Below are 20207 nucleotides of genomic sequence, written 5' to 3'. Positions count from 1 at the left end.
AGTGGCCCGCGTCCGAGGTTGCGCCCCGCGGGCCGAAACACCGCTCACATCGGACGGATCCCCATGCCCCGGCCCGCTCTGCTCGCCCACAACCTCGTCCGCATCCTGGGCGGCCGTCGCGTCCTCGACGGAGTCTCCCTGACCGCCGCCCCGGGCCGCCGCATCGGCCTGATCGGGGAGAACGGCGTCGGCAAGTCCACGCTGCTGCGCGTCCTCGCCGGCGTCGACGAACCCGACGCGGGAAGCGTCACCCGCCTGCCCGGCCTCGGCTTCCTCCACCAGGAGATGCCGTACGACGCCGACTCGACCATCGCCGCGGTGCGAGGAACTGGAGCGCATCCAGGTCGCCGAGCCACCGCGCCCGCTGCGGTTCGCGGTCGCGGAACCGGCCACGACCGCCTAGGAGGGCCCGGAGCCCCTGGTGTCCCTCCTCGACGTGCGGGTGCCCGGCCGACTCGCGCTGGACGGCCTGAAGGTCTCGGCGACGGAAAGGCTGCTGATCACGGGCGGCAACGGGGCGGGCAAGTCGACGCTGCTCGCCGTGCTCGCCGGACGTCTCCCGGCCGAGGGCGAGGTGCACCGGCGGCGCGGGCTGACGACGGGGCTCCTCGCCCAGGACACCGCGTTCGAGCGGCCCGACCGCACGGTCCGGGACACCTACGAGCTGGCGCTGGGCGCGCAGCGGGCCGAGAAGGTGCCGCTCGGCTCGCTCGGCCTGATGCGCGAGGCCGACCTTGACAAGCCGGTGGGGCAGCTGTCGGTGGGGCAGCGCCGACGGCTCGCGCTGGCCCTCCTGGTGGCCCACCCGCCGCAGCTGCTGCTGCTGCTCGACGAGCCCACCAACCACCTCTCCCCGCGGCTGTGCGACGAACTGGAGGCCGCCCTGGGTCCGGGCCCCGGCGCGATCGTCGTGGCGAGCCGCGACCGCTGGCTGCGGCGACGGTGGCAGGGCCGCGAATTCCGCCTCGGACCGGGACCCGCCGCCGCGGACACGGCCTGGGGCGGCGTTGTCGCTCCGGGCCGAAGACGCGGAGGACAGGGTGGCCCGGTCGGCGGATCGGCGTGAAAGGAGCCGTTCATGGGAGTTCGACAGGGCTGTCCGTCCCGGTCCCGGCAGTGCGCTCCGTCCGCTTCACGCGTGCGCCGGTGCCCGCGAGGGGCAGGGAGCGGAGGACGGCGTGCGCCTCGGTCATCACGGACTCCACGAGTTCGGCGCAGGACGGCAGGTCGTCGATCAGCCCCGCGACCTGGCCGGCCGCCATCACACCGGCGTCGGCGCGACCTTCGACCATCGAGGCCTTCAGCATCATGGGGGTGTTGGCGGCCAGCAGCACCTGGCTCCAGGACAGCTGCCTGCCGTGCCTCATCGCCAGGCCGTCGCGCACCATCCGAGCCCAGCCAATGCCGCTCTCGCGCCGGAAGGCCGCGGCGTGGCGGGCCGCCCGCAGCAGCGAGGCGGTCCGGCCCGAGCGTTCCAGCGCGTCGACCAGCTCGGTGCGCAGCATCCGGTGGGGCAGGCCGTCCACCTTGGTGGTGACGGTGACGTCTTCGACGGCCGCGGCCAGGTATCTGGCCTTGACCGCGTCGGGGACGGTGCTGTCGGAGGTCAGCAGAAAACGGGTGCCCATGGCGATTCCGGCGGCGCCCAACGCCAGCGCCGCGACGAGACCGCGCCCGTCACGGAAGCCGCCGGCGGCGATGACCGGGATGTCGACGGCGTCCACGACCTGGGGGAGCAGAACGGTGGTGGCGACGCTTCCGGTGTGCCCGCCGCCCTCCGCGCCCTGTACCACCACCGCGTCGGCGCCCCACGCGGCGACCTTCTCGGCGTGCCGCCGGGCGCCGATGGACGGGATGACGACGACCCCCGCGTCCTTCAGCCGCGCGATCAGCTCCCGGGAGGGCGCGAGCGCGAACGAGGCGACCGCGACGCCCTCGTCGGCGATGATCCGTACCCGCTCGGCCGCGTCCGCCGCGTCCGCCCGCAGATTGACCCCGAACGGCGCGTCCGTACGGGACTTGACCTCGCGTACGGCCGAGCGGAGCCGGTCCGGGCTCATGGTGGCCGAGGCGAGGATCCCCAGCGCACCCGCGTCGGCGGCGGCCGAGACCAGACGGGGGCCGGCCACCCAGCCCATGCCCGTTTGCACGACCGGGTGCCGGACACCGGCCAGTTCGGTGAGCGGGGTCCTGATCGTGGCGTCGCTCATGAGGCAGGCACCTCCCGATCGCGCAGCGCCGCCGGGTCGACGACCTCCCGGATCAGCCGCAGCTCCTCGGCGGTGGGCTCGCGCGTGTACAAGACGCCGTCCGGGACGGTGAGCGCGAAGCCGGTGGCCCGGGCGACCTGCTCGACCGTGACGCCGGGGTGCAGCGAACGCAGGCGCATCGTCCGGTCCGGTGTCTCGAAGTCGAACACACCCAGGTCGGTGATGACGTCAGGGACGCGGTGGAAGCGGGTCGCGGCGGGGCCGGCCGCTGCGGCGCGGTCGTAGCCGACCCCGGACACCATGTCGACCCGCTCGACGAAGACCCTGGGGGAGTGCCGAGGAACCCAGTAACTCGTCGGGTTGTTCAGGGTGTTGACGGGGGCGCCCCGCACGCCCAGCAGCTGTTTCTTCGGCCGGGCCCAGTCGCCGATGCAGGAGATGTTCTGGTTGCCGTGCCGGTCGAGCTGGCTCGCGCCCATCATCACGTGCCGTCGGCCGGTGGCGACCAGGGCCAGGTGCTGCCGGTAGGGCAACCAGCCCTCCACCACCTGTGCCTCGGCGCCGACCGCCGGTACGTCGCCGACGAGCAGCGCTTCCCCGTCCGTCAGCAGCAGATCGGGGGAGAAGGTGAGCTTCGCGAGCCGGGCGCCGATCGTGGGGACGGTGCCCATCGGGGCGGCCAGGACCTCGCCCGCGCCCCGCCATGCCTCGGCGCACGCCACCACGCAGTACTCGGCCCGCGTCGCCGTCGTCCCCCCGCTCATGCCTGCTCCTCGTGGAAGGCTGCCACCGCGGCCCGGTACGCGTCCTCGTCGCCCGACAGGAACCGCTCGCCGAAGGCATGCCAGGCCTCGGGGTCGCGCGCCGCCCCGGCGTAGGCCCGCTGGAACGCCTCGTCCCGGTCGTGGTCGGGGACGCAGGAGGTGAAGTGCGCGCCGTTCGGGGCCTCGACGACGCCGTTCACGAACGCGCGCTTGACCAGCAGCGACTGCGGACCCGAGTCCTTGAGCAAGTCGGCCGTCTCGACGATGCGCTCGCAGGAGACGTACGCCGCGTCGGCGGCCTCGCAGAACAGATCGTCGAAGTACGGGTCCGGGCCCAGGTACTGGGCGTTGCCCTGCGCATCGGCCCGGTTGAGGTGGACGAGCGCGGCGTCCAGCCGCAGCGCCGGGACCGCGACCAGCTCCTCGCCGTCCGAGTACGGGGAGGTGACCGTGCGCAGCGACGGGTTGACGTTCATCACGTCGGAGGCGAGACCGGACCGGACCGGCATGAAGGGCAGCCGCTGAGCGGCGGCGGTGAGGCCCCACATGACCATGGCCTCGTCCAGCTCCACCATCTCGAACGCGGCGCGCTGCCGTGCCGCCCCGAAGTGCGGTTCGAGGGGGACGGAATCGAGAGTGGCGAATGCCGCGACCAGTTTGCGTATCTTCCCGGCGGCGGCGAGCAACCCGACGTCGGGGCCGCCGTAGGACACGACGGTCAGATCGGTGACGTCCGAGCGCAGCAGCGCGCGCACCAGAGCCATCGGCTTGCGCCGCGAGCCCCAGCCGCCGATGCCGATGGTCATCCCGCTCTCGAGACGGCCGGCCACCTCCTCGGCGGTCATCGTCTTGTCGCTCACCGTTCCTCCTCCTTGGACGAGACGAACGCTTCACGGTGGCGGTCGGCCACGCCGCCGAGGTTGGCCTCGAAGGTGAAGCCTTGTTCGAAGCGGTAGCTGCGGCGGACGTCCACGGGGTCGATCCCGTTGATCGCGGCCTTCGCGAGGCGGATCAGGGAGCCGTCCTTGGCGGCGATCTCCCGCGCCAGATCGAGCACGGCGTGGTGGAGACGCTCTCGCGGGACGACCCGCCACACCGAGCCGTGCCGGTGCAGCTCCTGGGCGGTGACGGTGCGCGAGGTGTAGTACAGCGCCCGCATCAGGTGCTGGGGGACCAGCCGGGCGAGGTGGGTCGCCGCGCCGAGCGCGCCCCGGTCCAGTTCGGGCAGTCCGAATGTCGCGTCGTCGGCGGCGACGATGGCGTCGGCGTTGCCGACGAGGCCGATGCCGCCGCCCAGGCAGAACCCGTGCACGGCGGCGACCACCGGGACCTCGCAGTCGTAGACCGCGGCGAACGCCTCGTAGCAGCCGCGGTTGGCGCCGATCAGGGCGTCGTACCCGGCCGAGCGCTGCATCTCCTTGATGTCGACGCCCGCGTTGAAACCGCGGCCCGCGGCCGTCAGTACCACGCAGCGCACCGTCGGGTCGGCCCCGGCGGCGCGCACCTCGGCGGCCAAGTCGTACCAGCCCTGTACGGGAAGGGCGTTGACCGGGGGGAAGTCCACGGTGATGACGGCGATGCCCTCTTGCGCGGCGGAGGTGGAGACACCCATGGGCACATCAGCTACCTTCCCACCAAACGTTTGTTAGGCGAAGGTAGCAGTGGATCCCTCGCTACGGGAGGTGTCAATTGGCAGCGATCACCGACCTGTCCGGTTCCGTCGCCGTCGTCACCGGCGGAACCCGGGGCGTCGGCGCGGGTGTCGCGCGCGCCCTGCTCGAAGCCGGTGCGCAGGTCGTGACCTGCGCGCGACGGGCACCGGAGAGGCCTGTCGAGGCGGCCGGGCGCACGGCCCGCTTCGTCCCGGTCGACCTCCGCGACCCGGACGGAATCGGCAGATTCTTCGAACGGGTGCGGAGCGACTACGGGCGGCTGGACACCCTGGTCAACAATGCCGGGGGGACGCCGTTCCGGATGCTCGACGACGGCGGTGCCGAAGACCACGCCCGCGTCGTCGAGTTGAACCTCGTCGCGCCGCTGACCGCCTCACTCGCCGCCTACAAGGTGATGCACCGTCAGGACAGGGGCGGGTCGATCGTGATGGTCGGCAGCGTCAGCGGCACCCGCCCGTCCCCGGGGACCGCGGCGTACGGAGCCGCCAAAGCGGGCCTGGAGAACCTCGCCCGCTCCATGGCCGTCGAATGGGCGCCCCGGGTCCGGGTCAACACGCTCGTCCTCGGCATGGTCCGCACCGAACGGGCCCATCTGCACTACGGGGACGAGGCCGGCATCGCCGCCGTCGGCCGCACCGTGCCGCTCGGCCGGCTCGCCGACCCCGCCGAAATCGGCGACGCCTGCGTCTTCCTCGCCTCCGACCGCGCCGCCTACATCAGCGGCGCCGCCCTGCACGTCCACGGCGGAGGTGAACGCCCCGCGTTTCTCGGCGCCGCCACGGTCAACAACTGACGCCCGCCAGGGGCGAGGCGTGCGTCAAGCGACCGCGGTCGCCGTCTCGCCATCGCTGTCGTGTAGTCCGCGCACCTGGCCAGGCGGCAGCAGGACAAGCTCACCGAAAGGACACAGCCATGATCACCGGAATCTGCGCGGGGCGCGTCGCCGTCGTCACCGGGGCCGGCCGCGGGCTGGGCCGTGCGCACGCCCTCGCCTTCGCCGCCGAGGGGGCGAAGGTCGTCGTCAACGACCTCGGCGTCGGCCTCGACGGCACGGGACGGGCCTGCGGCCCCGCCCAGCACGTCGTCGACGAGATCCGCGCACTCGGCGGGGAGGCGGTCGCCCACGACGGGGACATCGCCACCACCGACGGCGCGGCCTCGCTCGTCACCACCGCTCTGGACACCTTCGGCCGCCTCGACACCCTCGTCAACAACGCCGGGTTCCTGCGCGACCGCATGCTCGTCAACCTGGACGAGGACGACTGGGACGCCGTCATGCGGGTCCACCTCAAAGGCCACTTCCTGCCGCTCAAGCACGCCGTCGCGCACTGGCGCGCCGAGACGAAGGCCGGCCGTACACCCGAGGCCCGCGTGATCAACACCAGCTCCGGGGCCGGCCTGCTCGGCAGCGTCGGCCAGGGCAACTACGCCGCCGCGAAGGCCGGGATCGTCGGGCTGACACTCGTCGCCTCGGCGGAGACGGCGCGCTACGGCGTTCAGGTCAACGCGATCGCCCCGGCCGCCCGCACCCGGATGACCGAGCAGAGCTTCGCCGACACCATGACCGCCCCCGGTGACGGCACGTTCGACGCCATGGCCCCGGAGAACGTCTCCCCGCTCGTCGTCTGGCTGGGTTCCTCCGACTCTGCGGGGGTGACCGGCCGGGTCTTCGAGGCCGAGGCCGGCCGGATCACCGTCATGGAGGGCTGGCGGCCGGGTCCCACCGCGGACAACGGCGCCCGCCGGACCCCGGCCGAGGCGGGCCGGACCGCCCTGAAACTGCTGGCCGCGGCCGTGGCTCCCCAACCCGTGTACGGGGCGAGGTAGCCGCCGCCGTACCCGCCGTCGCCCCGAGCAGAATCGGTAATCCGGCATTCGGCGTGCCGGCCCACGGCGTCGAAGCGCCGGGCCCCGTCCTTGCTGATCTGGGCGGAACCCGCACCGGACTCTTCGTGCCCCGCGGCACGGCGGAGCACTGGGTCGTGACCGGAACACGCCCGGCAGGTGCGGGAACATGGATCGTCGTCCCCCGTCCTGGACGGGCGGCAGGCGGAATGCGCCGGCTCGTACCGCCCGACGGGACAGGGACCTTCAACGACCCCGTCCTGCTCGAACTCGCTCTGCATGAGGACGCGGCCCGCCCGGCGGAGAGAAACCTCCGATCCTGAACCGCTTCCGCTCCTGCGCCGGCCGCCACGCGTCGGACTGGACGCCCGGTGGGGCGAGCGTCCGCGGCCGAGCCGTCGTAGCCCTCGCCCGCGCCCACGGCTGCGACGTACCACGGACCTTGACAGTCCGGTGGACCGGAGCGCCGGTCGGCCCAGCGTCCGCTGCGCAGGAGGGGCCAGTCACGTCCGCATGCTGCCGTGAGAGAACGGGTGTCAGAGCCGCGTCGGACAATGCGTGCGTGAGCCTGTACTACGAAGTGGTCTTCGCCTGTTTCCTCCGGGACGCGACACCCGAACCGGTCCTCGCCGCGCTGCGGTGGCACACAGGCGAGAGCACGGACCGTCCGTCGCACCTCGATGCGGACGAGCACCCGTACCCGCTGCTCGTCCCGAGTCCGGACAGCCGTCTGCCGGGTGGGGAATCCGCGTCCCTCCAGCGACAGTGCCGCGGGAACCAGGATGCCTGGGGACTGTTCACCCGTAACCGCTGGCTGGACGACGACATAGGTGAGCTGGTCACGGTCCTGAACCTCCTGGCGCCCCACGTCGAAGGCTCCGGATACGGCGGATACATGCGAGAGGAGGGCGACGTCACGCCGTCGGTCTTCGCGTTCCGCGACGGGGCGTACGGCCTGGAGACCGGCGGAGAGCCGGCACGGGATCCGGCGACACCGAAGTGAGCCACCACGCCGCTCCGGTCGGTGACGGTGCGCGGAGCGGCGGGGAGCCCGCCCTCGTCCCCCACCACCGGTGCGCCGGGCGAGCCCGGTCGGCCATGCCCGTCCGCTCTCCGACGCAGCAACTCCACTCGGGCCGCCCGTCGCCCCTTCAGCGCACGCGCGACGCCGGCACCGACTCAGAACCCGGCGCGCCGCATGCGGCCGTCACGATCAAGGGCCGGACCCGTCCCATCGAAAGAAGCCAACCACCCAGAACGGGTAAAATAATCCTAAAGCGGCAAAGTTGATTCGAGTGCCGCTCGCTCACCCGCCATGACGCGGCCAAGGGGCAACGGATCGTCCCTTCGAACACCCGCACTCGTCAGGAGGGCTGCTGATGGAGCTGTGGCTCATCTGGTTGATCATCGCAGCGGTGTTGGCTGTGGCGGAGATCTTCACACTCACCGCAGCCCTCGGAATGCTGGGTGGAGCGGCATTGGTCACGGCGGGATTCGCCGCCGTCGGACTTCCGCTGCCGTGGCAGTTCCTGGTGTTCACCGCTGTCGCCACGGTCAGCCTGCTGTTCGTGCGCCCCCTCGCGTTGCGTCACGTGCGTCGGCCGCAGGCGGCGCGGTTCGGCGTGGACGCTCTGGTCGGCAGGGCCGCTTATGTGGTCTCGGAGGTGACGGCCCTGGGCGGCAGGGTGCGCATCGGCGGCGAGGAGTGGACGGCCCGCCCCTATGACGAGACGCTGGTGATCCCTTCCGGAACGACCGTCGACGTCATCGAGATCAGCGGCGCCACCGCGCTCGTCCACCCCCGGGAGTGAAACATGGAAGTCTCGGCGCTCCTCGTCGCCGGCCTGCTCGTCGCGCTCTTCGCCGTCTTCACCGTGGTGCGGGCCGTGCGCATCGTGCCCCAGGCGCGCGCACGCAATGTCGAACGGCTCGGCCGCTACCATCGCACCCTGCAACCCGGTCTCAACGTCGTCGTCCCCTACATCGACCGCGTCCATCCACCGATCGACCTGCGGGAACAGGTGGTGTCCTTCAGACCGCAACCGGTCATCACTGAGGACAACCTGGTCGTCGAGATCGACACCGTGATCTACTTCCAGGTCACCGACCCACGGGCGGCTGCCTATGAGATCGCCAACTTCCTGCAGGCGGTCGAGCAGCTCACCGTCACCACTCTGCGCAATGTGGTCGGGTCGATGGACCTGGAGAAGACCCTCACCTCGCGTGACACCATCAACAACCAGCTTCGTGGCGTGCTGGACGAGGCAACCGGCAAGTGGGGGCTGAGGGTCAACCGGGTGGAGATCAAGGCCATCGACCCCCCGCAGTCCATCAAGGACGCCATGGAGAAGCAGATGCGGGCCGAGCGCGACAAGCGGGCCGCGATCCTCGGCGCAGAAGGACAGCGCCAGGCACAGATCCTCACCGCTGAGGGCGACAAGCAGTCCGCCGTCCTTCGCGCGGAAGGCAACCGTACCGCCGAGATCCTCAAGGCCGAGGGCCAGTCGCGAGCCATCGACGAGGTGTTCCAGGCTGTGCATCGCAACGATCCCGACCCCAAACTGCTGGCCTACCAGTACCTGCAGACGCTGCCCCAGCTCGCTCAGGGCCAGGGCAGCACCTTCTGGATGATCCCCAGCGAGGTCACCTCCGCGCTCCATGGTGTGGCCCGTGCTTTCGGCGAAGCGCTGCCCCAGTCGCCGGCGACCCGGGAGAAGACCTCCGACGACAAGGCCGCCGGCGATGCCGCTGCCGACGACGCGGCACGGGCCGCGGAGGCGGCTGCCGAGGCCCTCGCCGACGCAGCGAAGGCGGATGGCGCTTCCGAAGGCCTCCACCCACCCGGCCCTCGCTGACGGCCGGCAGCACCGCTCGAACAGGTCCGCGATCAGGGCCCCGGCTGTCCAGGTATGACCGGACTTCGGCGGGCCGGTCCACGGCGTCACGCCCGAGGCGGCCGCCCGTCCGGGAAGCCACAGGAGAGCGCTCGCCCGACGTGCGGCGCGGCCTTCAGCCGCCGTCCCGGCCGCGGTCGGGCTCGTGGATGTCGGGGATGGCGTTGGCGTTCTCGTCCCGGTGCTCCCACCCAAAGGCTGCGGTAGGTGTCGTCGCGGCGTTTGAGGAGCAGTGCCGGCCGGCGGCGATCAGTGGTCATGTACCGAGTCGCCGAGGGCTTCGCACCGGGCCACGGGCGACTGCCCCGCCGTGGCCTGTCCATCGGCGGAGACCGTGCTTCGGCACGGACGGAACGCTCTGGATCTCCACCGGCGTCTCGGGCCACGCCCTCAGCGGTCCCGCCGACGTCCACCGCACGGCCGGAACGACGCCCTGCCGGCCGCCGACCCCACGACCGCGAAGGCCCGCCGCTACCCCACCCCGCGCGGCGCCGAGTCACCGGAGTCACCAGCCCCCCGGACGGACAGACACTCTTCCACTCTTCGTCAAGATCCAGCATCCCAGGGAGCGCACCGCACGGGGCCCCTCAGCGGAGGACCCCCGCGCCGTCAGCCCCTGGCCGGACCACAGGCCCGGGCGGCCGCCCACGATCCGCCACTGTCGCCGTCCAGCCACACGCTCACCAACCTGCGGAGAGCGAGTCGGTGGGGGAGCACCGGGCGCGTGCGCCCTCCACGGATTCCAGAATCAAGTGCCCTGCTTCCAGAACGACTTCTCTGCGCATCGATCGCCGGTACGACGAGCTGTTCGACCACGCAGACGCCGCGCAGTGCGCCACCGGGCCGGCGAAGTCGCCCGTCGACCGGACGGCGCTGCCCGAACACCCGTGCCGGCGCACGCGTTGCGGTCGCGCCCAACCACGATCGCGACGTCGACGACCGGCACCTCCCGCCTGCCGTTGCCGCGCCTTCAGAACCGCCGCGTGAAGAGCGCGGCTCGCTCTTTCGGGCCACGCCGGAAGGCCGACGCGGACAGCAAGTGATCGGCTGACTCCAGCGCCAGTGCACCGAACGAGTGCTCCCCGGCGCAGACGGAGGAGTACCCCGATGTTCAGGCTGTGTTTCCGAGACAATGATCCCGCTCCGGGCCGCGGGCGAGCGCGTGTCCTCCAGGTGGGTGCGCTGCTGCTGGCCGCCCTGTCGCCCGCCCTTCCGGCTTCCGCCACCCAAACCTCTCCCGACACCTCCCTGCCCGCCCAGGCTCCCCAAGCTGTCGTGAGCACGCCGCCGGGCGAGGCCGAGGACCGGCTCGGCACCCCCGTGGCCACGCCCCTCGGGAAGTTCGGTGGAATCCGCTACGTCCAGTACGACGGTGTGTTCGAGGGCGAGACATCGACCGGGCGGTTCCGAGTGCCCTACCGGATCAGCGCTCCGGCCGACCCCCACCACAACAACGGCACCGCTCTCGTCGAGCCGCCGCACTTCGTGGTCGGACTCGGCATGCTCGACGTCTACCTGCGCAGGGACTTCCTCTTCCGGCAGGGATTCGTGCACGCCGGCGTCGGCTGGAGCACACTCGGCAACCGCATCCTCGACCCGTCGGTGCCCGGCACATTCATCGACGGCGGGTTCGAAGAGGACGGCGCGAGGGTCGACGACGAGATCATCGCGGACTTCTCGAAGGCGCTCTCCTCCCGCGCTTCCGACGCGCGCCCGCTGGTCGGAACAGTGCACCGGCGCTACGGCACCGGCTTCTCCGACAGCTCGTACCCGCTCCTTCGCCTCGTCAGTTCCGGTGACGCCACGCGCGCTTTCGACATGGTGCTGCCCGTCACCACGGAAGGCTTCGACCCCCAGGCAGACATCGCAGCGGGCCGCTACAAAGGCAAGGTCCTCATCGTGAACTCGGAGGCCGACGATTCGACGAACCTGACCGACCGCGGCGTCGTCCCCAAGCGGTACCGCTACTACGTCGTCGCGGGAAGCCCGCACATTCCGGATCCGCTCGACGCGCCGCTGAACGTGCCGTTCCCGGTCAGGGGATCCACACCGGCCGGCTTCGTGCCCGCGCTGCGCGCACACTTCCTCCAGGGCCACGCCTGGGTCCGCAAGGGATCACCGCCGCCGACGAGCACCCAGCTGCGCACCGAGGGCGGCGGCATCGTCCGGGACGCCAACGGCAACGCCATCACCGAGGATCGCACCGGCCGGCGCGTGCCCCGGCTGCCGTTCGTCGAACTCGGCGAGGCCCGCTACATCGCCGGCTTCATCGGCAGTTACGACAACGTGCGCACGGTGGAGCAACTCGGCTTCAGCAGCCACCGCGCCTACCTCAGAGCCTTCGCCGACAAACTCCGGGACTACCGGAGAGCCGGCTTCATCCTGCGGGAGGACGCCGACGACATGCGCCGCCGCGCCCAACTGTGCCCTCCTTCGACGTTCACCGAGACCTACCGCGACCACTACGCCCAGTTCGTGGCGATCCAACCCTGCACCGCACGCTGAACCCCGCCGGCCCTCACCCGGCCGGCGACACGGTGCGGACACCGGCTGCCCTGCCCGGTGCCGAGAACCGTCACAGGAAGCCGCAGGCCGGATCCCGCGTGGATGCGCGCGATCCGGTCTGCCGGTGTGCACACGCTGAACCCGCCGCCGGCCCGGGAGCCGGCGAGGCAAGGGGAACGCCCAGCGGCCTGGTTCCAGGGCCTGCCCTGTCCCCGTTCCGGCGTCCCGCTACAACGTGTCGGGCCCTGCTGCCGGACCTGCCCTGCGGGCGCTCGTGGCCGAGGGCCTGCTGACGCCGCGGTCGCGGTCCTGGGCGCTCGTACCGGAGTTCACCCCCAGCGACATCGCCGACCTCGACGCGGACTCTAAGCCGCTCGCGCCGGTGACGCGGTGCGCGCCGGCGTGCGGCGGCGGACTTCCATCTGACGGTCGCCTCGCTGGCCGCCAGCGAGTTGCTGACCGAACTCGAACCCGGCCTGCTCAGCAGGTTGCGCCGGCTGCTGGGCCGGCACGACGACCGGCTGGCCATCGCGCGGGAACACGAGGAACTCTGCGACGCCATCGCCGAACGGGACGTACCGCGGCTCGAGGCTGGTGGCGCAGCACCTGGTGAGCAGCCGGACCGCGGCCATGGCACACCCGAAGCAGAACAGGTCCGAACAGGACCCACCGCATTCGTCCGTTGCCGGAGCCCGCCAGGCATCCTGACCAGCCCTGCCAACAGGACCCGGCGAGGAGTCCGGCCAACCGGTCGCGCGCGTGGTCGCCCGGGTCGGTTCTCTGTCCGGCATGGTGCCGACCGTCCCGACGGGCCTCGCGGGGTCAACCGATCGGATGACCCCGACATCCGCCGCTCGGCGCGCCGCCTCCAGCCGGTCCGTCGAGGGGGCGGGACCGGTCCCGCGCCCAGGATCGATGTAGAGCGGGACGCCGGGAACCGGGAACCACCGGGCAAGCCGAGCCTCCTCGACAAGCACCGCCGACCGGTGTCCCAGCCACCTTCACCGGATCCACCTCGCCGCGGTCACCGCGGCCGGGATGTACAGGACCCGATCGACCCTGGCCGGACTTCCCCTGCCCGGGGAGCCGACCGCCACCAGGAAAGCCGCCATGAATCCGCACAACCGCGCTCTGCTCGACGCCGCCGCGTTCGGTGACGCCGACGCCGTAAGGGCCGCCCTCGCCGCAGGCGCCGAGACGGAGGCCCGCGACCCGAACAAGCGCACGCCGCTGTTGCTCGCCGCCCTCCATGACCACGTCGCCGCCGCCGAGGCACTCGTCGCCGCCGGCGCCGACCCGGACGCCCAGGACGACCGCGACGACAGCCCGTGGCTGGTCACCGGCGTCACCGGCAGCGTCGCCATGATGCGGGCGCTGTTCCCGGCCCACCCCGACCTGAAGGTCACCAACCGCTTCGGTGGCATCTCCCTCATCCCCGCCGCCGAGCGCGGCCACGTCGACTACGTACGGGCGCTGCTGCGCGAGACCGACATCGACGTCGACCACGTCAACCGGCTCGGCTGGACCGCCCTACTCGAGGCCGTGATCCTCGGCGACGGCGGCCGCACACACCAGGAGATCGTGGAACTGCTCATCACCGCGGGCGCCACCCCGGATCTGCCCGACGGCGACGGCAGCACCGCCCTGGAGCACGCGGAGCGCCGCGGTTTCCAAGACATAGCGGGTCTGCTGAGGGCCGTACGGTGAGGCGCCCCACGGCCCTGGGGCGTCGCGCCACGGGACGCGCCGCCCGCGGCGGCGCCCTGGCGCTCGCATCCGCCGCCCTGCTCGCCGGCTGCGTGACCGCCGGCGAGACCCCGGACGGGGCTACCAAGCAGGAGAGTTCGGCGTCGGCGCCCGCGACGCCCGGTCCCGGGCCGACCGGCAGAACCCCCGAAGGCACCCTCCTGGTCGCCGACTTCGGTGCCGACACCGTCACGTTCGTCGACCCGGACCAGGGCCCGGTCGACTCGGTGACGGTCGGTGAGGCACCCTACGGCCTGGTCGTCGGCGAGGACGGCCGCGCCTGGGTCGCTACCGGCGAGGGTGTCGCCGTCGTCGACACGCACCGGCGCGAGCGCCTGGACCTGATCCCGTACGGGACGAAGAACCTGGGCCCGGCCACCGACGGCGACTACCGCGGCGGCGGCATGGGCATCGCCCTCGCTCCCGACGGAAAGCACGTCTACGTCGGCGTCAACGTGCCCTCCGCCCACGGGACCCTGGAGACCATCGACACCAACACCCGTCAAGTCACGGACACGACCGAGGTGGGCCGGCGGCCTTTCGACGTGGACGTCTCACGCGACGGCCGAGAGGTCTACGCGACCGGCCACGACTCCTTCGACGTCACGGTCGTCGACGCGCGCTCGAACGACGTCCGCCGCATCGAGGTCGCGCCGTACGGCACCGAGGGCGGGCTCGGCTCCTGGCTGAAGCCGCACTACGCGGCCGTGCGCCCTTCGGACGGCAAGCTGCTGCTGCCGTTCGAGGGCGAGAGGCTCATCGTGCTCGACCCGGAAACCGGCCGCTCGACCATCGAACCGATGACAGCCAACACCCACCAGCACGGCGTCACCGTCACCCCCAGTGGCACACTCCTGGCCGTCGGCACGGGTCCGATCGACCCCTCCGAGGGCGGGGGCCCGTCACTGACCGTCCGTACGAAGGACGACAAGGAGAAGGTGATTCCACTGGAGGGTCCTCACGAGTACGTCGCCGTCTCCGCGGACCAGCGCACCGCTTACGTCACCGGTGGCTTCACCCGCGACGGCTACTGGAACGGCATGACCGTCGTCGACCTCGACACCGGCGACACCCGCCGACTGGCCGCTGGGGAGCGGCCGTTGGGCATCGTCGTTCTCTAGTGCCGTCACCGGATGGGACTACGGTGGCCGACCGCCCCTGTCCGGCGGCGAGCCGGTGCCTCGCACAGCCGCTCGACGAACCGGCTCGAAGGGATGACCACGGTGATCTTCACGCCGTTCCGGCGAGTACGGTGCGCCGGCCGGACCGGCGCTGACCACGTCCGTGCAGCCGGCACCGTCTTGCCCATCGGCTGGATCGCCGTCGGGGATCCCCGGACGCCGAGCGGGTAACGCGCGTCTGTGTCCAGCCTGGTACCGCTTCTACAGTGCTCCCCATGCCGATATCCGTACACGCCCTCGCTCACCGGCCGTTGACCGCAGCGGCGGTCGCCGAACTGGTCGCTCTACCAGCCGTACCGACGCCCCCCGACGACGAAGCACTCGACGCGGAGATGCGGCAGCGAGGGTGGAGCTGGGAGCACGAGCTGGTCTGCGACTCCATCCGCACCAGTCACGCACACGTCCTGTGCACCGACACCTACGTCCCGTTCGGCTGTCCCGACGCCCGGCACTTCCTCGTCTTCGGCGAGCTCTACCCGGTGGACGCCGAAGACGAGAACATGACCAACGGTCCATGGCTGTACCGCCTCATGGACGGCTGGCAGCAGTTGCCCGGCTGGATCGGCCGCCGAGCTTGCGGGACCGAGGACTGCGAGGGCATCCTGGCTCAGGCGACGCAGGCGGTGACCGAACACGTCGGCACAGCCCCTGAGCGGACGATCCTGTCAGCCGCGGCGGTGCTGGAGTCCGCGCCCGCGCTCACATACCGCGTCTGGCGTACACACACCCACGCTCTCGTTCTGGGGCCGGCGTCCGACAATGGACCCTACGGCTACCTCACCCACCTCCAGCTGTCCTACACCCCTCTTGGCTGCGCGTCCGAGCTGCCCCCTGAAGGGGACGACGACGGCTTGGCCAAATGGATCAGCGCTCACGTCGACTGGTAGGAGCCGGAGACGAGAGGGGCAGCGCCTGACCGCCGGCCAGGGCAACTCCTGTCGGGAGAACTCCGGTTCGCTGCGGGCACGGGGAGGTCCGGCGCAGTCGTCGCTGATCAGCCCGCATTCGCGCGCGGGGCTGTGCGGCACGACGGCTGATCAAAACAGAGCCATCTCGTCGTCGGGCGCCAGTGCGGGCACGTCGATCTCGATCTCGAGCTGGACGCTTGGAAGCGGCAGATCCACGATGGTCAGCGAATCGGCGCAGGACACCAGGACACCTTCAGCGTCGCGACGCGCGCCGGGTGCGTCATGCCGCCACAACCGGCCCTTCGACATCCGGCCGGCGACAGGCCCGGCCGCGATCGCACGGCCGCAACGCGGGCACTCCACACGAGGCAACTTCTTCACCTGGCCAGTGTGGTCGAACGCTGCCACGCGTGCACAGCGGACCGCTTCGTGAACTCCGAGACGCACCGGCCCCTCGGCACCCGCAACGGCGAGAGAGAACGCAGGTACTCAGCCGGCCGCGTGGGAGCTCGTCGAGGCGCTGCGCCATGGGCACAGCGCGGAGCCGCCCGGTCGACCGCGGCCCCGCCCGCTGCCCACCGGAAGAGGTCTCGGCAGTCGCCTGATCACGTGCGCTCCACCAATCGCGCGGCCACGGACCGCGCCGTGTCCAGCGCTGTGCCGCCGTCCACGCCGTGCTGGCCGAGGACGACGCGGGGGCTCGGCCCGTCCACCAGGGAAAGGAGGCGGACGCCCTGGCCGCCGCATCGGGGCCCGTGGCGAAGCGGCCCTGCCGCGAGGAGCGATTCGAGGTCCTCCTGCCGGCTCCGGTCGATCTCGGCCTGGGCCTCGCGCAGTGCCATCTGTCTGGCGGACCTCACGTCGCTGGCATCTTCCTTTGGACCTGTCCGAGGACGCCCTGTTCATGCTGATCGACGACCTCAACGACACGGACAACACCTTTGTCGTCATCCAACCCGGCCAGGACGACCCTGTCTGGTTCGCTCCCTTGCCGTCCTGGAAAACGGCGGATACGAGATCGTCCGCCGCGACACCACCCGCCACGAACACGACGTCGCCGCCACCAGCACCGACCACATCGCGGGCGACCTGACCAAGGGCTGACCGCCCGCGCTTCCCAAAGGCCCGGTCTCGGCGGTCCCTTTCGCCTTCCGTGGCCGATGTGGGTCATCACGCTCCGCTGGAGCCGAACAACGGCCGGACACCGGGCGAGCAGGCGCCCGACCTTCCTGCGTCCGCCAGTGCGGCCACCGAACCCGGTCCCTCCACGGCCGGTGCCGGCACCACCGACCCCGATGCCGCTGCCGTGGCCGCCACGGCGGGTCTCGGGGAGCGGACATCGGCCCCGCCGAGCACGACCTGCCCGGCCCATTCGCCACCGGCAGGACTTCCGTCGACAGGCAGGGCGCCTCCCAGGTCGTGCGTACGTTCTTCGTCCGGACCGGACGGCCGAAGCACTCGCGTCCGACTTGTAGCATTCGGCGGGGCATATCACCGCCCTATGGCACAAGAGATCAGAGGCACGGTTCTGTGAAGGCACGTAACAAGTGGCTGACCATCCCGCTCGCGGCGGGGCTGGCGGCCGGCCTGTTGAGCGGCTGCGGCAACCAGGAGGGCGGTGCCGGTTCCGACGGCAGCGACTCGCTGGTCATAGGAATGTCGGACGAGATCCTTGCGACCGATCCGGCGGCAGGCTACGACCCCGGTTCCTGGCTGCTGTTCAACAACGTCTTCCAGTCGCTGCTCAGCTTCCCCAAGGGCAGCTCCACCCCACAGCCCGAGGCGGCCGAGCGCTGCACCTTCGACGAGGGTGGCAGCACCGTATACCGCTGCACACTCCGCGACGGTCTGACATTCAGCAACGGCAACACTCTGACGTCGGAGGATGTGAAATTCTCCTTCGAACGTGTGCGGAAGATCGCCAGCGAGGCGGGACCCTTGCCTCTGCTCTCCACCATCGACAAGATCGAGACCCCGGACGAGAAGACGGTCGTCTTCCGGCTCAACGCCCCCGACGCCACCTTTCCGAGCAAGATCGCCTCGGGCGCCGGCTCCATCGTCGACCACCGTGAGTACGATGCCGACGCGCTGCGCACCGACGGCAAGGCAGTAGGCTCGGGGCCGTACAAGCTCGACTCGTACGGCAAGGACGAGGCGGTCTTCTCGCTCAACTCCGGATACCAGGGCACCGCCAAGGTGCAGAACTCGGGCATCGTCCTCAAGCTCTTCCACAGTGACCAGAAGGCGCTGGCATCGGCGCTCGGCGAGGGGCGGGTCGACATCGCCTACCGAGGACTGACTGCGGACGACATATTCGGGCTGCAGGGCTCGGCGTCGGCCGACGCCCAGGGGATCGAGGTCATCGAGGGCACCAGCGCAGAGGTGCAGCACCTCGTCTTCAACCTCAACGACCCGGTCGTCGGCAAGCTCGGCGTACGCAAGGCCATCGCATATCTCATCGACCGCGACGCCCTGGTCCGGGACGTCTACCAGTCCACGGCAACCCCGCTGTACTCGATCGTCCCGGCCGGCATCACAGGCCACAACACCGCCTATTTCGACATGTACGGCGGCACTCCGCAGCCGGAGCGGGCGAGGCAGGCACTGCGCTCGGCAGGTATCAACGACAAGGTGAAGCTCACCCTCTGGTCCACGCCGAGCCGCTACGGCCCCGCCACCGACCAGGAGTTCAAGGCGATCGCCCAGCAGCTCAACGAGAGCGCCCTGTTCGATGCGACTGTCCGGTCGGTCGGATTCGAGCAGTACGAGAAGGACATCACGGCCGGGAAGTACGGCGTCTACGCGAAGGGCTGGATCCCCGACTACCCCGACCCCGAAAACTTCACACAGCCCTTCTTCGGCCGGGACAACGTCCTCGGCAACCACTACCAGAACACGAGGATCACCGGCTCGATCCTCCCCCGGGCCGCCGCCGTCGCCGACCGGGCCGCCACCGAGCAGCAGTACGGGGAACTCCAGGATCTCGTCGCGGAGGAACTGCCCATCCTGCCGCTCTGGCAGGGCAAGCAGTACGCGGTCGCCTACCGCAACATCACAGGTCTGGAGTGGACCCTGGATGCGTCGACCGTCTTTCGCTTCTGGGAGATCAAGAAGGCCTGACATCTCTCTAGGCGGTTTGACCTGCACTTTCGCGGGTCGCGCCGCTCAGCCGTCCGCACCCGGTCCGCAGTCCGCCGAGCACGGCGTCCGTGACGGCCCGGGTGCGCACCGCCGACGTTGACCGGCGGTACCGACTGACCATGGCTGCGGCTCCTCCCGGCGGAGGGGCCGCTGCTGTCGTTGCCACCTCAGGATCGAGCGTCCGGCCGGCCAGCGGAGCCGCCCGGTCAAGGGGCAGGTAGCTGAGGGTGGACACTCCGGCGCTCGAAGTGTCGCCGCGCCGCGTAGGGCAGTCGGCCGGACCGGGGACGGCGTGCAGGCACTGCCCGCGGCCCCTGCGGCAACCGTGCGCCGCGGCTTGGTCCTCTGCCGATTCACCGGACGAGCCGGCGGCGGCCGGGGGACGGTAAGCGTTTGGGGGCGCGGGCCAGGCGAGCGTGCTCGACAGGGTGGGGTGTTCACGAACAGGTCAGTCCAGGCATGCTGCTGGCGAAAGTACGGGGCCCTCCTGCTCGATCACACGCCACGCAAGGACTTCGTTTCCCCGAGCAGAAGCCACGAAATCCCTGTCGCCACGTGGTCCAGCGCGTGACATGTCAGCAGCATCTCCGCGCCGGCGGCATCGCACAACAAGAAGTTGGTGGACTGTGCCGGCGTGATCACTTCTGTCGGCGCCACGGGCATCGGAAACGGCTCGAGCGGTACGACAGTACCGAGGGCCGGTCGAGAACCAGCTGCCTTCGGGCAGTGTGACGGCTTGTCACTCATGCGCCGGGACCAGCGTGTCCAGCGCTCGGCCCAGGACGGTGAGCAGGTGCTCGCACTCCTGCGGGGAGTACAGCATGCGCAGTGCCAGGCCGTCGGACAGTGCGATGACGGTGTCGGCGACGGCCACCGCGTGGGCCTGGTGACCCGTCGAATCCAGCCAGGTGACGAGTGCCTGGCGGACCTCCTGGTCGACCTGTCGGCGGATCTCGGCGAGGCGCGGGTGGTGCGCCGCATGGACGGCGAAGGCCAGTTGCACGGTGGCCTCTGCGCGTCGCTCTGCGTCCACGGGGAGCGTGGTCAGAATCAGTTCGAGCAGCGCGTGGCGGAGCGGCAGTGCGGTGTCCACGTCGGCCATGCGGCGCTCGATGCGTTCGCCGGCCAGTTCGGCGGCGAATGTGAGCATCTCGTCCTTGGTGCGGAAGTACTTCTGTACGGCTCCGGGAGAACGGCCGGCGGCTGCGGCCACGGTGCGCACACTGACCTCGTCGAGGCCGCGGTCGGCGACCAGTTGGAGCAGGGCAGCGCCGATCTGCCGGCGCTGTTCCGCCCTGTCGACGGTCTTGGGCATGGGACACAACTCCCGTCTTAGGAAT

Annotated in this window: 18 protein-coding genes and 2 pseudogenes; 13 read left to right on the top strand and 7 right to left on the bottom strand. The window is 71.0% G+C overall.

All coding sequences use genetic code 11. The annotated features are described in order from the left end of the window. The first annotated feature begins 63 nt into the window (after positions 1 to 63). Positions 64 to 1066: pseudogene (locus MDN94_RS34780) on the top strand (ATP-binding cassette domain-containing protein). 10 nt (positions 1067 to 1076) lie between these two features. On the opposite strand, the gene MDN94_RS34775 reads toward MDN94_RS34780, so the two are convergent. From MDN94_RS34775 to MDN94_RS34760, 4 genes are read right to left on the bottom strand one after another with little or no spacing between them, the layout of a single operon-like run. After that, positions 1077 to 2210 (bottom strand): NAD(P)H-dependent flavin oxidoreductase, encoded by a 1134-nt coding sequence (locus MDN94_RS34775; RefSeq protein ID WP_482729794.1) that lies wholly within the window; start codon positions 2208 to 2210, stop codon positions 1077 to 1079. Then, positions 2207 to 2974, bottom strand: a complete 768-nt coding sequence (locus tag MDN94_RS34770; RefSeq protein ID WP_482729793.1) for a CoA-transferase subunit beta — start codon at positions 2972 to 2974, stop codon at positions 2207 to 2209. The genes MDN94_RS34775 and MDN94_RS34770 overlap by 4 nt, the downstream gene beginning before the upstream one ends. Continuing rightward, a complete protein-coding gene (locus tag MDN94_RS34765; protein WP_482729792.1) occupies positions 2971 to 3834 on the bottom strand; it encodes a CoA transferase subunit A in 864 nt (287 codons plus the stop codon). Before MDN94_RS34765 ends, MDN94_RS34770 begins: the two co-directional genes overlap by 4 nt. Beyond that, positions 3831 to 4586: an enoyl-CoA hydratase family protein gene (locus tag MDN94_RS34760; protein WP_482729791.1), complete on the bottom strand. Its 756-nt coding sequence runs from the start codon at positions 4584 to 4586 to the stop codon at positions 3831 to 3833. The genes MDN94_RS34765 and MDN94_RS34760 overlap by 4 nt, the downstream gene beginning before the upstream one ends. Positions 4587 to 4663: 77 nt before the next feature. On the opposite strand from MDN94_RS34760, the gene MDN94_RS34755 reads away from it, so the two are divergent. The 10 genes from MDN94_RS34755 to MDN94_RS34710 all read left to right on the top strand — a co-directional run bounded on the left by MDN94_RS34755 (position 4664) and on the right by MDN94_RS34710 (position 15705). Continuing rightward, the gene (locus MDN94_RS34755) at positions 4664 to 5440 is read left to right on the top strand and encodes an SDR family oxidoreductase (protein ID WP_482729790.1); all 777 of its coding nucleotides are present in this window, start codon (positions 4664 to 4666) and stop codon (positions 5438 to 5440) included. 122 nt (positions 5441 to 5562) lie between these two features. Beyond that, entirely contained in the window at positions 5563 to 6474 is a 912-nt protein-coding gene (locus tag MDN94_RS34750; RefSeq protein WP_482729859.1) for an SDR family oxidoreductase, read from the top strand. 580 nt (positions 6475 to 7054) lie between these two features. Continuing rightward, positions 7055 to 7495, top strand: a complete 441-nt coding sequence (locus MDN94_RS34745; RefSeq protein ID WP_482729789.1) for a hypothetical protein — start codon at positions 7055 to 7057, stop codon at positions 7493 to 7495. Positions 7496 to 7871: 376 nt separating this feature from the next. Next, positions 7872 to 8303, top strand: a complete 432-nt coding sequence (locus MDN94_RS34740; RefSeq protein ID WP_482729788.1) for an NfeD family protein — start codon at positions 7872 to 7874, stop codon at positions 8301 to 8303. 3 nt (positions 8304 to 8306) lie between these two features. Next, complete coding sequence (locus MDN94_RS34735) at positions 8307 to 9347, top strand: SPFH domain-containing protein (RefSeq protein WP_482729787.1); 1041 nt, start codon at positions 8307 to 8309, stop codon at positions 9345 to 9347. Positions 9348 to 10493: 1146 nt separating this feature from the next. Then, positions 10494 to 11891 carry an alpha/beta hydrolase domain-containing protein gene (locus MDN94_RS34730; protein ID WP_482729786.1) on the top strand — a complete coding sequence of 466 codons (1398 nt, stop codon included), beginning with the start codon at positions 10494 to 10496 and terminating at the stop codon, positions 11889 to 11891. Positions 11892 to 12343: 452 nt separating this feature from the next. Beyond that, a complete protein-coding gene (locus MDN94_RS34725; RefSeq protein ID WP_482729785.1) occupies positions 12344 to 13048 on the top strand; it encodes a hypothetical protein in 705 nt (234 codons plus the stop codon). Then, positions 13002 to 13598 (top strand): ankyrin repeat domain-containing protein, encoded by a 597-nt coding sequence (locus MDN94_RS34720; RefSeq protein WP_482729784.1) that lies wholly within the window; start codon positions 13002 to 13004, stop codon positions 13596 to 13598. Before MDN94_RS34725 ends, MDN94_RS34720 begins: the two co-directional genes overlap by 47 nt. Next, on the top strand, positions 13595 to 14758 hold the full coding sequence (locus MDN94_RS34715) for a YncE family protein (protein WP_482729783.1): 1164 nt from the start codon (positions 13595 to 13597) through the stop codon (positions 14756 to 14758). The genes MDN94_RS34720 and MDN94_RS34715 overlap by 4 nt, the downstream gene beginning before the upstream one ends. 275 nt (positions 14759 to 15033) lie before the next feature. Then, positions 15034 to 15705, top strand: coding sequence for a hypothetical protein (locus MDN94_RS34710; RefSeq protein WP_482729782.1), 672 nt, complete (start codon positions 15034 to 15036; stop codon positions 15703 to 15705). A gap of 150 nt (positions 15706 to 15855) precedes the next feature. Here the strand turns inward: MDN94_RS34710 and MDN94_RS34705 are convergent, their stop codons facing one another. Both MDN94_RS34705 and MDN94_RS34700 read right to left on the bottom strand, forming a co-directional pair. Beyond that, entirely contained in the window at positions 15856 to 16134 is a 279-nt protein-coding gene (locus MDN94_RS34705) for a hypothetical protein (RefSeq protein WP_482729781.1), read from the bottom strand. Between the two features lie 197 nt (positions 16135 to 16331). Next, entirely contained in the window at positions 16332 to 16586 is a 255-nt protein-coding gene (locus tag MDN94_RS34700) for a hypothetical protein (RefSeq protein WP_482729863.1), read from the bottom strand. Here MDN94_RS34700 and MDN94_RS34695 point away from each other — a divergent pair. Next, positions 16562 to 16830: pseudogene (locus MDN94_RS34695) on the top strand (hypothetical protein). The gene MDN94_RS34700 and the pseudogene MDN94_RS34695 overlap by 25 nt on opposite strands. Before the next feature lie 426 nt (positions 16831 to 17256). Then, complete coding sequence (locus MDN94_RS34690; protein WP_482729780.1) at positions 17257 to 18846, top strand: ABC transporter substrate-binding protein; 1590 nt, start codon at positions 17257 to 17259, stop codon at positions 18844 to 18846. Positions 18847 to 19606: 760 nt separating this feature from the next. On the opposite strand, the gene MDN94_RS34685 is transcribed toward MDN94_RS34690, so the two are convergent. Next, a complete protein-coding gene (locus MDN94_RS34685) occupies positions 19607 to 20182 on the bottom strand; it encodes a TetR/AcrR family transcriptional regulator (protein ID WP_482729779.1) in 576 nt (191 codons plus the stop codon). Positions 20183 to 20207 lie beyond the last annotated feature (25 nt).

Source organism: Streptomyces sp. WAC00040, assembly GCF_056835925.1.
The sequence above is the reverse complement of the archived record's forward strand: the minus strand, read 5'-3'. Positions and strand labels throughout refer to the sequence as shown.